The 13,838-nt window shown below is 58.4% G+C and carries 9 protein-coding genes and 1 pseudogene; 4 read left to right on the plus strand and 6 right to left on the minus strand.

Features of this window, described 5'->3' with window-relative positions:
- Positions 1-187: 187 nt before the first annotated feature.
- Both QCM77_RS03215 and rfbF read right to left on the minus strand, forming a co-directional pair.
- Positions 188-1,261 carry an NAD-dependent epimerase/dehydratase family protein gene (locus QCM77_RS03215; RefSeq protein ID WP_279681997.1) on the minus strand — a complete coding sequence of 358 codons (1,074 nt, stop codon included), beginning with the start codon at positions 1,259-1,261 and terminating at the stop codon, positions 188-190.
- Between the two features lie 12 nt (positions 1,262-1,273).
- Positions 1,274-2,125 (minus strand): glucose-1-phosphate cytidylyltransferase, encoded by an 852-nt coding sequence (rfbF, locus tag QCM77_RS03220; protein WP_279681998.1) that lies wholly within the window; start codon positions 2,123-2,125, stop codon positions 1,274-1,276.
- 366 nt (positions 2,126-2,491) lie between these two features.
- Between rfbF and QCM77_RS03225 the strand changes: the two genes are divergently transcribed.
- Complete coding sequence (locus QCM77_RS03225; protein WP_279681999.1) at positions 2,492-3,682, plus strand: acyltransferase family protein; 1,191 nt, start codon at positions 2,492-2,494, stop codon at positions 3,680-3,682.
- A 72-nt stretch (positions 3,683-3,754) separates the two neighbouring features.
- Here the strand turns inward: QCM77_RS03225 and QCM77_RS03230 are convergent, their stop codons facing one another.
- The gene (locus QCM77_RS03230) at positions 3,755-4,612 is read right to left on the minus strand and encodes an aldo/keto reductase (protein WP_279682075.1); all 858 of its coding nucleotides are present in this window, start codon (positions 4,610-4,612) and stop codon (positions 3,755-3,757) included.
- A gap of 294 nt (positions 4,613-4,906) precedes the next feature.
- Positions 4,907-5,968, minus strand: a pseudogene (locus tag QCM77_RS03235) (acyltransferase family protein); the annotation flags it as partial.
- Positions 5,969-6,785: 817 nt separating this feature from the next.
- Between QCM77_RS03235 and QCM77_RS03240 the strand changes: the two are divergent.
- The 3 genes from QCM77_RS03240 to QCM77_RS03250 all read left to right on the plus strand — a co-directional run bounded on the left by QCM77_RS03240 (position 6,786) and on the right by QCM77_RS03250 (position 12,040).
- A complete protein-coding gene (locus QCM77_RS03240; protein WP_279682000.1) occupies positions 6,786-8,993 on the plus strand; it encodes an Ig-like domain-containing protein in 2,208 nt (735 codons plus the stop codon).
- A gap of 501 nt (positions 8,994-9,494) precedes the next feature.
- On the plus strand, positions 9,495-10,475 hold the full coding sequence (locus QCM77_RS03245; protein WP_279682002.1) for a glycosyltransferase family 2 protein: 981 nt from the start codon (positions 9,495-9,497) through the stop codon (positions 10,473-10,475).
- Between the two features lie 341 nt (positions 10,476-10,816).
- A complete protein-coding gene (locus tag QCM77_RS03250; protein ID WP_279682004.1) occupies positions 10,817-12,040 on the plus strand; it encodes a lipopolysaccharide biosynthesis protein in 1,224 nt (407 codons plus the stop codon).
- Positions 12,041-12,094: 54 nt separating this feature from the next.
- On the opposite strand, the gene QCM77_RS03255 is transcribed toward QCM77_RS03250, so the two are convergent.
- Together QCM77_RS03255 and QCM77_RS03260 are read right to left on the minus strand one after the other, a co-directional pair.
- The gene (locus QCM77_RS03255; RefSeq protein WP_279682005.1) at positions 12,095-12,820 is read right to left on the minus strand and encodes an FkbM family methyltransferase; all 726 of its coding nucleotides are present in this window, start codon (positions 12,818-12,820) and stop codon (positions 12,095-12,097) included.
- A 72-nt stretch (positions 12,821-12,892) separates the two neighbouring features.
- Entirely contained in the window at positions 12,893-13,810 is a 918-nt protein-coding gene (locus tag QCM77_RS03260) for a glycosyltransferase family 2 protein (RefSeq protein ID WP_279682007.1), read from the minus strand.
- Positions 13,811-13,838: the final 28 nt, after the last annotated feature.

Genomic DNA, 13,838 nt, shown 5'->3' on the forward strand with positions numbered 1-13,838 from the left:
TCGCCCCGTCTAAATATCGACTTGCATCCTAGCCGCTCTTGGCAACCGGACCGTGACCAAAATGCGGCACTGCAAAAACAATATAATAGCTTAAGTGAAAGTCAACAGATTGTAAGGCTCCGCTTTTTGCCGCGACACGTGCGTCGACGGCCGAGAGCGATCGCACCTGCGGCCCCTCCACCGGCGCTCAGCCGCCGACCAATGATAACGCGTTCGCCCCTGGAACGAATTCGGGAATCGGCGTCCACCGCAAATGGGAATCCAACTGCTCCGTGTGTTGCAAGTGGCGAAGCTCGGAAAGGCGAGTAAAGGGCGACGCGTTGAACATGGCTTCGTCCAACTGAATATGTTCGAACACGCTTCTCAATTGCCGCGCACCGCGCTGCGCATTCCATCCGCAGCGGAAGCTTGGCATGTGAGCCTTAATCTTTGCAAAAGATACACGATAGCTGCGGTTGTCTGGGCCGCTCGGACCGAATGATAGCTCGCAACCGAGAAAAGTCTCGTTCACGATCTCTGCAATCTCGCGCACCGTATAGTTCTGGGTTTCGTCGCCAACATTGAATGCCTCGGCGCAGACTGCCCCGCGTGGCGCTTCGAGGGCACACAGGATTGCCTGGCAGATGTCCTCGATATGGACCAGAGGACGGCAAGGCGTGCCGTCGCTCATGACGCGTATCTTTCCTGCCGTGAACGCCCAACCGGAAAGATTGTTCAAGACCAGGTCGAAGCGCTGTCGGGGGGATGCTCCAAACGCTGTCGCGTTGCGCAGAAACACCGGCGTAAAGCGGGAATCTGTCAACGCGACGAGATCACGTTCAACCAGTACCTTGCATCGCGCGTAGGCCGTTTGAGGATCGCAGGTTGACGTCTCGGATTTCAGGTCGCCGCCTGCCGCACCATAGATACTGCAAGACGACGCATAGACGAATCGTTCGATGCCCGCTTCCTTGCATTTGAGTGCAAACTCCACCGATCCACGGTGGTTGATCTCCATCGTTATAGCGGGATTGTTCTCCCCGAGCGGATCATTGGACAGTTCCGCCAAGTGAACCACAGCGTCGAAGTTTACCAAATCGGACCGCGACAATTGCCGCGTATCACGTGACATCACCATCGGCCGTGTCCTGCCGTCATCGAATAGCCAACCACGACGGTACAGACCCGTGTCAATACCGGTCGCGTGGTGACCGCGTTCAAGAAGTTTTGGACCGAGCACCGCACCGATATATCCGTCGGCTCCCGTGAAGAGAATGCGCATGTGATCATCTCCTCAGAGCGTGGCTTGATGGGCAATGGCCGGCTTCGGCGTCGGCGTCGTCGCGTTCGCACTCGCCGCGACGCCACCCTTGCCCCACACGCACCAAGGCGGATTGCCTGCATCCCATAACTCTTGCAGCACAGTCTTGTCGCGCAGGGTGTCCATGTTCTGCCAGTAACCACGGTGGCTATAGACCGCGAGTTGGTCCTGTTCGATCAACCGCGTCAGCGGTTCACTCTCCCAGCTAGTGCTATCACCGTCGACAAGATCGAGAGCCTGCGGCTCCACGACGAAGAAGCCTCCGTTGATGACCTGGCCGTCGCCCGCGTCCTTTTCGCGGAACTGCGCCGCGCGCGGGCGGTCCGAGGAGAGATTGATCGCGCCGAAGCGACCAGGCAACTGTACCGCAGTGACCGTCGCCAGCGCGCCTTGCTGATGATGAAACTTAATCAATTCGCGTATGTTGACGTCGCAGACACCATCGCCATACGTCATGCAAAACGTCGAATCCCCGACATGATCGCGCACCCGCTTAAGCCGGCCACCGGTCATCGTCTTCTCGCCGGTATCGACCAGCGTCACCTTCCAGGGTTCGCAGCCATTTCGATGCATTTCAATGCGATTGGACTGGAGGTCGAGCGTGAAATCTCCCTGATGAGACAGGTAGCTCATGAAATAGTCTTTGATCACCGTGCCCTTGTAACCACAGCAGATGACGAATTCATTCAGGCCGTGATGAGAATAGAGCTTCATGATGTGCCACAGGATCGGACGACCACCGATCTCAACCAATGGCTTTGGAACCACCGAGGTATGCTCGCTCAATCTCGTACCATAGCCGCCGGCGAGAATGACAACCTTCATCGGGATCTCCTGTCTCAGGGACACCGCCCGACTCATCCGGACGAACAATCGCGGATGGGGCGACGAGATCGGACCCTAGGTCGCAGTCGCAAGACCAAGTTGATAACCGTCAACTCGACTAAGTCGCATTGAACTGAGTGGCAGAGCGCAGCCCTTGGTCGTCTGCACGATGAGGGACCAACTTCCATTTCGTTGCCGGTCGCGCACCAACGCTTGAGAAGTTTGCCCGCAGCACGCGCTGCGAATAAGCCTACCGCGACGTCACAACGCTCACGTCGACGATTTGACGCTTGTCAACTTCCCGATCCCAACCGCTCATAATCAAGGATCAGAGCGACCTCGCATTACACTCGGCAGGACCGAGCGATGGCATCGATTGAAGACAAATGGGAAGCGACGAAGGGGAGGCCCGCGGGCTTCGACGTCCTACGCATCACATTGGCGATCGCAGTAATCCTCTGGCATACCGTCGCAGTTTGCTACGGTCTGGCCGCCGAGCAGTGGTTCTATGGCGGTCCCCTCAAACCACTTGTCTGGCTTGTCATTCCGGCCTTCTTTGCGCTGAGCGGCTTCCTCGTCGCAGGAAGCCTCGAGCGCAACAATCTTCCGTCATTCGTCGTATTGCGGATTATCCGAATATTTCCCGCTCTGACCGCGGAAGTCATGATCTCGGCGATATTGATCGGTTCAATCTTTACGACTCTCCCACTGTCGCAGTATTTCACCGATCCGGACTTCTTCCGCTACTTCCTTAATACGATCGGCGATATTCACTTCTACCTGCCGGGCGTTTTTTCTGACTTGCCCGTACCGAACATGGTGAACAGCCAGCTCTGGACCATCCCACACGAGCTCGAATGCTATCTGGCGATCAGCGCGGCGGCATTGATCGGCCTAACCAAGCGCCACCGGCTGTTCCTCTTCGCCGTGCTGTTCATCATTATCGCATTGGCGCTGCGCGACGTGCTTGGCGGCAAGCCGGGTTCGCCGGCCGCGCCCCCAGGCCGAATGCTGGTCCTCGCTTTTCTGTGCGGGGTCGCGCTATTCCTGAACCGAAGCAGGATCGCGTATTCCCCCTGGCTCTTTCTGGCCAGCGCCGCCGGTTTCGTTGTTTCCGTGCTCGCCTCGACCCGAGCCGGCGAGGATCTCGCCGCCATCTTCATTGCCTACCTCACGATCTATCTTGGACTGCTCAATTTCAGCACCGGACCGATTGTCAAGGTCGCCGATTATTCGTACGGCGTGTATCTCTATGGATTTCCGGTGCAGCAGACAGTGGCTCAGCTGTGGCCCGATCACCGCGTGTGGTACGTCAATTTCGGGCTCAGCCTCGCCGCGACGCTCCTCTTTGCGATAGCATCGTGGCATCTGCTTGAATCCAAGGTGATGGCGAGGAAGAAGATCATTCTCGCGTTCGTCTCGACTCTCGTAGACCGTGCACGAAATCGCCTTGTATTCGGTTGGGGCTTTCTGGTTCGTCGCTCCGCGGAACCCGCACACGTGACGTCTCCCAGGCAAACGGTCCACACGAGCTGGGATGATGATCTGAGCCGGTAGAGTGGACGTTTGTTCAGCGTTCATCAGCTGCGCAAGACCGACTTCGCATCCACCGCCGCGGAAGCGCGCCAATCAGGTCGTCAAGAAGCGTCGGGTCAGCCGGCGCAGGATGCGCATTTGGCCATAGGCTGCTGGATCGGGGCCGATCCGTCCATCGGGCCGGTCCAGCCCCGCAATTACCGCATGGTCGTTGCTGGTCAGCTCAAAGCCGAATAGATCGATGTTTTCAGCCATGCGGGCCGCGTTTGCCGATTTCGGAATCGCGATAGAGCCGGTCTCGAGGTGCCAGCGAAGAATGACCTGCGCGACGGTACGGCTGCTGCGCTCGGCGATGGCCCGGATCCTCGGATCGTCAAGAGCCCTGCCCTGGCCGAGCGGGCTCCAGGCCTGGGTCACGATGCCGTAGCGTTCATGGATATTCCGCAGCATTTGCTGCTGAAACGCGGGATGCAATTCGATCTGATTCACCGCCGGTGTGACGCCGGTCTCATGGATGATGCGCTCCAAATGATCGGCCGTGAAGTTGGACACCCCGATCGACCGAACACGTCCCTGCTTCTGGAGTTCAATGAGCGCACGCCAGGTTTCGACGTAGGCCGCGCGTTGAGGACATGGCCAATGAATCAAGTACAGATCGATCACGTCGAGTTGCAACCTCGCAGCGCTGGCGTCGAAGCCGCGCATTGTCCGATCGTATCCCTGATCTTCGTTACGGAGCTTCGTCGTGACATACAACTGGCTTCTCGGCAGATTCATCCGCCTCAAGGCCACGCCGACACTGGCTTCGTTTCCGTAGTTCGCCGCAGTGTCGATCAAGCGATAGCCGGCATTCATCGCGGTGGCGATGACCTCAGGTGCGCGCGCATTGTCGATCTGCCAGACACCGAAGCCGAGTTGAGGCAGTGCATGGCCGTCATTCAGCAGCACCATCGGAACGTTCGCCGCGGGCGCCCCATATCGCGATTGCGGGGAGGCGATCTGCTCCAGCGAAGCGTCTGTGCCGAATGATTGCAGGGGCGGCTTTGCCACCGCACTAGGTATCATCATCGCACGATCTGCTGCGAGCGCGCTCGGCGAACTAACGGTGTCAGCGATCGCTGTCGGACGGAATATACGACCACGGCCCGCTACGCCGTGAAGCATAATGCCCTTTAACCAGTCTCGGATCGCAGGCGTGCGACTTTCGAACATGAAATAGACGATGCCTGCGGCAAGCAGGCAAGTCAGGATGAAGCTCGCGTCAAGCCCGACTGATGCGAGAGTGAAATCCTGACGACTATTTGCAACCGTGACGTTCAGCAGCAAGAGGATCGGGTAGTGAATCGCGTACAATGAAAAGCTGAATTTTGCGAGTTCTCTGCCGCGTCGCAGCAATGAGGGTAGTGGTATCTTTAGATAGCCGAGGCCGATAATGAATGCGGCTGCGCCCAACCCCACGGCTAGGCTGAATGCGGCCCATTGCGGGAAAAGGCCTTTGGATGTGAGAAGGTACAAGCCACCCATACTCACGAGGAAGCCGCAACACCACGCCCAGATCGGTGCTGTCACGGCATAGGCAATCACACCGAGGCACCAAATGGAGAAGAAGAAGATGAGTTTAAGGCCAATATGCGTGCCATGGCTGTCGACGCGCTCCGCCACCACGAACAATCCGAAAACCGCGATGATGAGTAGACCGTAGGCCGGTGTCCTGCGGACCGAAATCAGCGCAAAAAACAGCACGTAATACCAAAACTCGTTCGACAAGCTCCACAGGGCCGCGTTTCCGGCGAATTCCGAACAAGCTATCGTCTGGAGAAACAAGCCATTGCAGATTGCGGTCGCGACACCGACAGGCGCGTGGAAGATTGCCGCACTGTTGTAGACGTCTTGATGAGAGGAAACATAGGTCTGCCAGCCCGCGTATTGCTGCGCTGAAAGATAGACGCAGAAGGAGATGGTCAGCGCAGGCAGAAGTACGACATAGAGCCGTGCCAAGCGCGCGGAGAAATAGTCGACTACATGCAATCGTCCGCGCAGACTTCTGACCAGCGCAGGCCCACCCACCAGGTAGCCGCTTAAGACAAAGAACACCAGAACGGCAGCAGGGCCATGTGCGCTCAGGGTCCAGAGAACGGAATAGACCAATCTGATCGCCGGGTCATGGCTCTCACTCGGCAGCTTCTCCATGAACATCAACTGATAGGAATGGAATGCCACGACCTCGACGGCAGCAAGTCCGCGGGCGAGGTCGAGCCAGTCCGACAGAACAGGAGACACTCCGGTCTCCGCGCGAAAACCGATCACGTCATGCCTTCCGTCTCGAGCAACCCGGAAATCAGGGAAGCGATGCAAGCTTTCCGAGTGCTTAGCCGCGATTTTCCGGGGTCGAATTGACGCTTCTCAATAATGCGCGGCGCGGAACGATCAGCGACTGGCCTCTGCCTAGTTGCCGAACAATGCGCGAATCGAGTCAACGCGATGCCCAGGACGCCCGAGTTCGAGAAGCCGTGCACGCGCCCAACTGACGCGAGACAATTCGACGCAAGTCCGCTGAAGGCGCGTTTACTGCACAACGGGTGAAGGCGAAAGACAGCTTATAACTCTTTACTGTAGCACGATGAGCGCTCACGCGTCTTGCGCTCCTCGAAGAGACAAACACCACCCTCATCGTCTCTCTTTGATCGAAGAACGCCGCACTAACACCCCATTCGGAAACAGCTCAATCACATTGGCGACAAATTCTGTTGCGAGCGTCAAAATTGAAAATGGAGTCGGTTTTGCATTGCGTCGACCGCCCAATTTGGCGGCCGATGCATAAAATCCGTGCAAGTCTCAGGCGGGCTGCAACGAGTTCGATATGCGCGTCGATTGAACTTTGCTGTGGCTTGGTTCATCTTTTGGGGAAGGACTCAATGTGATTCGGCAAGGCCGATTTCAGTGACGCTTGAAAGTTGGGCCGTGCGGCCGTTCCTTGTGACTATCGCGTCTTAGCAGAAATTGCGTTCGGATAGCGTGAGCGGCGCGAGGCGAATATGCTTTAGGGCCGCAGGCGGTGCTCGCCCGGTCAACGCTGATTGCTGCTCTCATAATACCGACACCTCCAAACGACCGGGACATTGAAATGGCGATTTCGTTATCGGAGCTGATCGAACAGAACACGCTTGGTCGGAGCGAGGGGTTTCCTAGCGGCGTGCCGCACAGCTACAGCTGGTACAAGGGCTGGAACCCTGGTGGTCAGCTGACCCCGCCTCCAGGCTTTTCCGCCGTCGAGGGTTGGGGGCAAGTTTATACCGAGGAAGGAGCCGCCGCCTCCGCGAACGCAGATGTCGAAGTCGCGAACGCGAAAACCTATGTGCATATCAAGGAAACCGGCCAATGGGTGCTGGTGCAGGACCAGTCAAAGCTTGGTCTGGGAGGGGGGCATTTCGTCGCCGATTTCGCCGGCAACTCAGCCTATCCGATGCAGGTGACTCGCCTGCCAAATGGCGCCGCGAGCTTTGATGCCCCTGTGGCCGGCTACAATGATCATTTCTGGTATGGATCGCGAGGGACATACGCGGCTGGAACGGTCGACGGCGTCTATGTCCAAATGGATATGAGGACGACCGATGCGAACGCGAAACTGGTGGCCATGGTAGGCGTCGATTGGTGGCGCAACGCGACGGCTCCGTTTCTTTCCGACCACAGCAACAATCCGGGCGTTGGTGGCAGCAACTGGGTTGAGCTGTCGACCCAATGGAGGACGGTTGGCTACTATTCCATGAGCACTGCGGCATTCCAGGCAGACCTGCCTCCGCCGCTGCTCGGATCTTCACAAACGCCTCCGGTGGTGCCGCCGGACACGCTGGCACCGGCAGCACCCAAGATCGCGGCGTTTACGCCCGATACGGGTACAGTCGGAGACAAGACCACGGACGCCAAGCAATTGACGCTGAGTGGTACGGCGGAAGCCGGCAGCACTGTAAAGGTGTTTGAAGGGACGACCGTCATTGGCACGACGAAAGCCAATGCGAGCGGCGCCTGGAGTCTCACCACGGCGCAATTGCCAGACGGGACCCACACGTTCATCGCGAACGCCACGGACGCTGCGGGCAATATCAGTTCGAAATCCGCGGCCCTGAATGTGATAGTGAGTGCGACTCCTCCCGTCACCTCGCCGCCGGCAGCTGGCCAGAACCTGCTGGTCAATGGATCGTTCGAGGCAACGACCTTGGCACCCTTCGCCGGCGGCCGTTGGGGAGCCTACCAGTCCGTTTCCGGCTGGACCGCGATCGCCGGTGGCACGATCGAGCTCTGGAACAATCTCGACAGGGTCAAGGCCAGCGACGGAGGCAATTTCGGCGAACTCGACTATGCCGGCGCTCGAGATGGCTTCTACCAGGACGTCAAGACCGTTGCCGGGCAGGCCTACAACTTGTCCTTCGACGCGCGCTCACGACTTGGCTTCACCGGTTCGACCTGCTCGATCGAGGTGCTGTGGAATGGCTCACTCATTGCCACTGTCCCTCCCGGCACCGACTGGCAAACCTACGACTTCAAGGTGGTAGGGACCGGTGTCAAGGATCGCCTCACTTTCCGCGAAGTGGCGGGCCAAGGCAGTGACGGACTCGGTGCGCTCTATGACAATATTGAACTAACCGTTGCCACGTCCCAGCCAGTCACGTCATCGCCGGCAGCGGGTACGAATCTCCTTGTGAACGGATCCTTCGAGTCGTCATCGCTGGCGCCCTTGCAGGACGGTCGGTGGGGAGCCTTCGATTCCGTTCAGGGCTGGCACGCCACCAGTGGCGGCACCATCGAGCTCTGGAACAATCTCAACGGCGTGAAGGCCAGCAACGGAGGCAATTACGGCGAGTTGGACTTTGCCGGAGCTCTTGATGGCTTGTACCAGGATGTAAAGACCGTCGCCGGACAAGAGTACGCTCTTTCCTTCGACGCGCGCTCTCGGCCGGGGTTCACAAGCTCTACCTGCTCAATTGCGGTGTTGTGGAACGGCTCAGTCATTGACGTGGTTCCGCCCGGTAGCACCTGGCAAAGCTATGATTTCACGGTGACCGGCACCGGCGGACAGGACCGCCTGACATTCCGCGAGCTGGCAGGCCAGTCTGGTGACGGATTAGGTGCGCTCTATGACAATGTTTCGTTGGTTGCCAAGCCGCCGAGCGCCGCTTCGTCGTCCCTGCTGAGTGATGCAAATCATGCAATAGCGCTGATGAATCAATATGCGGCGACCGCCGTCACCAGCTCCGGCGCCGAGACCAGCAGGGTCTTAACCAGTGAAGCCAACGCCTCTCCCACGCAGACACTTTCCCTTCCCTGGCAGCACTAGTTCGCTGGCGATTGAGCGAAGGCAGCCCAAAGGGTGTCGCGCAACGGCACCTTTTGGGACGTCGCCCACGTGGACTTGTAGCCCACGCGAGGCAAATCCCGATCGAGTACGCAACGCAGGCCGGGGCAACGCGGAATGAGCACGCCTGAGGTACGCCGCCGCAGTTCGAGAGCAACGAGGCGGAATTGATAGTCGTCAACTCGGGGCAGCCCACTCTGCACTAGTTGACACTGGGCGTGCCCTGAATGATGCCGTTCGCCGTCCATGCGCACTTTGTATGATCGAGGATGGGAGACGGTCGTGCACGCCACCAGGTTCACTTCTGACCAGAAACCGACGCAGATTTTGTCGGACACATGGCACCCGCGAGCATTGCTGATGCGCTACGTTCGGCAATCCTGATCCATGGTACCTTCTGTAAACATCACGAAGGGCGCATCCTTAGATTCCGTGCAAACGGTCGCGAACCACAACTTTCGGGCCGGCCGGGACTACCCGTTCGTGACGATCGCGATTCCTACATATAATCGGGCCGCGCTCCTAAAGGGATGCATTGCGTCAGCGCTGTCACAGACCTACCCCCATTTCGAGGTCCTCGTCTCGAATAACGCCTCGCCGGACGATACCGTCCGCGTTCTGGGAAGCTTTAGCGACACAAGATTGCGAGTCATCAGCCAGGAAACGAATATCGGCCTGCTCCCAAACTGGAATGCGTGTCTCGAGAATGCCAAGGGCGATTACATAGTCTTCGTTTCCGATGATGATAGGGTCATGCCGTGGCTGCTCGAGCGGTCAGCGGCCCTCATCAAGCAACAGCCGCAGCTTTCGAGCGTGATTACGCTAAGCAACCTTCATGCTGCATCGCTCGGACGGACGAGGCCCCCGCGTACCAGTCGTCTCTGCGATACGGGCATTCGGGACGGCGCCGCGATTCTGGGGGCCTTCTTGACCGATCAGATCACCGTAAATATGTGCGGCGTGGTGATGCGGACCGAACTCCTGCGCGAACAAGGAGGCATCCCGCTTGATCTGCCGCACACCGCCGACGTCGCTGCTTGGGCGCCACTCCTGCTGCTGGGCAAAGCTGGGTTGATCAACGAGGCCTGCGCGACCTACACCTATCACGACGACTCCGAGACGGCTCGATTGGGCGTCGAGAAGCTTCTGCAGGACGGGCGCAAGGTAGCCGATCTGATCGCACAGACCGCGGAGGTTCATGTCCAGGACCCGCAGATGCGCAAGACCATCCAAATCCAGGCCAGGCGCTGCTTCGCGCGCCGCGGGCTGATCACGCTATCCGATTACCGCAAGAGCGGCGGCAGCATTCAGGAGACCTTAAACGTCGCCTGGCAATTTCGCCACGACCTTTACGGTATCAGCCTGAAGGCCGTCCTTCGCTTCGTTGCTGTGACCTTTTGTCCACAACGGCTTGCCGCCCGGCTGCGTCGGCTGAGGCACAGCACACCGGAGCAACTAGCCTGACGGCGCCCACCACGGCGTCGTCGCGCTACTCAACATGCGCCGCCTCGCTCGGCAATCGCGCAGTCACGCACATCTTCTCGGCCATGCGGTTATTGATGCCCCTCAAATCCGGACGGACTCGACATATGTAGGATTCCTTGCGGAAGCGAGTTCATGGTCATCAGTTCACATAGCGAGCCACTATCCATTCGATCCAACGGGCGGCGTCCGGAGACGTCGCGGCAGGTCGGGTACAGAACATACTGGCGGTTCGCTGTGCCTTATTCACCGTCTACACTATGAGCGCCGCAGCCGTGCCCGCTTCACTCAACCGGCTCCTCGTCGATCTTGGAGTCATGGCCATGCGGGCCAGCGTCATGGGCTGCAAATTCGGCCTCGCCCTGTTTATTGCCCGTTATCTCGATCTGTCGTCACTGGGTTTGTATGGACTTGCCGCCGGCGCCATTGCCGCCGTTCCGATCGTCGTCAATCTTGGAATGAACCATCTGCTGATGCGCGACGCGGTCACCGCTCCCGCAGGCGAAATGATCGACAGCATGCGCCATTACTGGTCTTTCGTGATCTCGGCCTACATGGTTCTTTTGACGATCGCCATTCTGGTTACCATCGTCCTTGGAGCTTCCGCTTTATGGGTCCTGATCGCTGCCGTGATCCTGTTCGAACACGTCGGTAACGACATCTTCTATCTTCTTTCAAGCCTACAGCACCACCTCTCGGCAAACGCCATCGGCTTCATTCGCGGCGCGGCCTGGATTCTCGTCTATGTTCCGCTCGCTATTTGGGATCCGGGCTTTAGGGCACTTCCGTGCCTGTTCGGTTTTTGGCTGGCGGGAAGCGTCGTCTCGATAGGGCTTTTCGTTTTCCTGAGCTGGTCCTGGCCATGGCGAGCATCCTTTTCCCGTCCGTTTAGACCTTCGGTGATTACCGGAGCGATCCGAAAGTCCTTCCTCATGCTGGTAAGCGATCTCGGCTTTGTTGCGAGCCAGTACATCGACCGCTATCTCATCACATTATTCCTGGGCTTGAAGGTTGCCGGCATCTACTTCCTCTTCTGGACCGTCGGGAGTTCCGCAACCACCTTTCTCGCATTGGTCCTCCAGCAAAAGCAGCGCCCTCTGCTGATCAGCGCATATCGGACCGGAGGCTCGTCCGCGCACAGCCAGCTGGCCTGGCGCTTCATGCAGACGACAGCGCTCGCCACCGCGGCGCTTAGCACTGCGGTCGGGCTTGCTTTCCAGATCCTTTTGCCGTGGCTGGATCAGCCCGCTCTTGCTGCCCAGTGGTCGGCCTTCTGGCTGATCGTTGCGGGGCTCGCCGTACGCTACATGGCGGATTTCGGAGCCCTCAGCCTGTTTACGGCACATCGCGATCGGATGACGACGGTCACAAACGTGGCATCGGTATGTGTCTCGGTGATTGCGCAGGTGTCACTCCTGCCGTTCGCCGGACTCCACGGGGCTGGCGCAGCAATCCTGTTCACGTCTCTCGTCATTGCGTTTTGGCGCTACCGGCTCCTGTTCGGTTTCTCACTCACGAATGTCGACTCCGGCCGGGTGGGAGCCTAACCCCGACCAGATGCGCCCCCAAGCTACACGCTGAAGGACCGTATGTCCCAGATGTCAGTGGTAGCTGACACCGTCGGTGTAGTCAGCCCGTCTGAATATGCAATCCACCTCGAGCAGGGACGCAGGATCCTGAGAATAGTAAGTCACAGGGCGCATCTGGCTCAACGTGAAGCCGGCCTCCCGCATGAAGCGGAGCGCCTCATCAAACTTCCAGGTGCCTTCATAGAGGTGGACGAGGGGCAGTTCCAGCTGGACGCCAAGAAGACGATGAAGCGAACTCTTGCCACCTCGCAATACATTCTGCTCGAACCCCTGCGTGTCGACCTTCAGGAACACACGATCGTCGGCGAACTCCGAATACATCGAGTCGAGCGTCGTGATCGGCACCTTGTCCACGCGGACCACATCAGCCTCATAGATGCTGTTGCGGCCGACCTCCGTTTGGCTGACAATCGAGCTCATCGCCGTATTCCTGCTGACGTTGATCTCGATGGTGCCCATGGTCTCGCCGAGAGACAGGTTTCGGCAATCCCACTTCTCGTCGGCTGCGCAGTTCGCCTTGAGCCGTTCAAACACGTCGACGACAGGCTCGAAGGAGACAACCCTGCCCGTGTAACCTCGCAACCTGAGTTCTTGCGCAAACTGGCCTTCGTTGGCCCCGACGTCCAGAACAAGGTTCACAGAACGTGAGTGGAGAAACTCCACCAAATCCGGGTGATGACGCCGAATTTCATAACCCGCCGATCTGACGATCGATTTCAGTCGGTCCTTGACCATCATGTCGCTGCTCCCCTGATTTCTAGTCCACTGACGAAGCCGTCGATGCTTGCGCGTGTCATGGAGACGAAATGTTCACCGCCAACCGAACTGGCGCCACCTGAGAATTGGTGACACAATTGCCCGTCCCACGTGACTGCGCCGCAAGCCAACTTTGACTAGGTCCACGGCCGGCGATGGAAGCGGAGGCATCAGGTCGTTTCGCGTGGTGAAAATTCCATCTCCCCGATCAACGTCGCATTCGACAGCCTTTCGCACGCGATCCCGCCAGGAGGCTGTCTCGTGCATCGGCGCCAGGCCTTCGTCTGTCCAATCGGGCTGCAAGCCCGTTGCAAGCGTTCGGTTGGCTTCGTGCTTGAATAGCGCCGGTTGCCTTTGACGTATTTCCAGCCGGCTCGATATCTGCGCGGGCGAGCGGTACGGAAAGTGCTTCAAGCGAATCCGCGACGGAAATGTCCGGCCCCTGTTATGGGGCCAGACCAACCCGCCCCAGCGGAGATCGTTGCGGTGGCGGACAAATCGAGGTTCGCTCCAGTTGTTCTGATAAAACCTGAGCCTGTCTTGCACCGGTCGATCCAGCCAGTCCGCAGGACTCTGTTCGTAATTTCGAAGATCGACGTCGGTGAAGTAGAAATTGAACGTAGCAGAGAGGACGAAGCCGTAGCTATGCGACGCCTGAGCGAGGAAGCCGGCCGGATCATCAATGTAGATTTCGTCGGAGTCCAGCCTGCACCACCAATCTCCCGGAGACGCTACACCGCGACGCGTTTCGAATATTTCTCCGCGGAGCTCGTCAGTGAAGATGCGATTATCATGACCAACGATTTCGATCTTCGAATTACGGCTCGCGATGGCCTGTACCGTTTCCCACGTTCCATCGTCACTGCCATTGTCAAAAACGAATATCCTGTCGCTCCAGCTTAGAGCGGCCTCCAGAGTCTCGCCGACAATGTCGTTCTCGTCTCGAACGCAACAAATGCTGAAAATCTTCATGCTGAAGGTCTACTCACTTGGCGTCGGT

The organism is Bradyrhizobium nivariense, assembly GCF_029846695.2.
In the GTDB taxonomy this organism is placed as follows: Bacteria; Pseudomonadota; Alphaproteobacteria; order Rhizobiales; family Xanthobacteraceae; genus Bradyrhizobium.

Excerpts from the sequence above, each read along its gene's own strand:
- QCM77_RS03215 (WP_279681997.1), bottom strand. The coding sequence starts at position 1,261 with ATGCGCATTCTCTTCACGGGAGCCGACGGATATATCGGTGCGGTGCTC.
- rfbF (WP_279681998.1), bottom strand. The coding sequence starts at position 2,125 with ATGAAGGTTGTCATTCTCGCCGGCGGCTATGGTACGAGATTGAGCGAG.
- QCM77_RS03225 (WP_279681999.1), top strand. The coding sequence starts at position 2,492 with ATGGCATCGATTGAAGACAAATGGGAAGCGACGAAGGGGAGGCCCGCG.
- QCM77_RS03230 (WP_279682075.1), bottom strand. The coding sequence starts at position 4,612 with ATGGTGCTGCTGAATGACGGCCATGCACTGCCTCAACTCGGCTTCGGT.
- QCM77_RS03240 (WP_279682000.1), top strand. The coding sequence starts at position 6,786 with ATGGCGATTTCGTTATCGGAGCTGATCGAACAGAACACGCTTGGTCGG.
- QCM77_RS03250 (WP_279682004.1), top strand. The coding sequence starts at position 10,817 with ATGCGGGCCAGCGTCATGGGCTGCAAATTCGGCCTCGCCCTGTTTATT.
- QCM77_RS03255 (WP_279682005.1), bottom strand. The coding sequence starts at position 12,820 with ATGATGGTCAAGGACCGACTGAAATCGATCGTCAGATCGGCGGGTTAT.
- QCM77_RS03260 (WP_279682007.1), bottom strand. The coding sequence starts at position 13,810 with ATGAAGATTTTCAGCATTTGTTGCGTTCGAGACGAGAACGACATTGTC.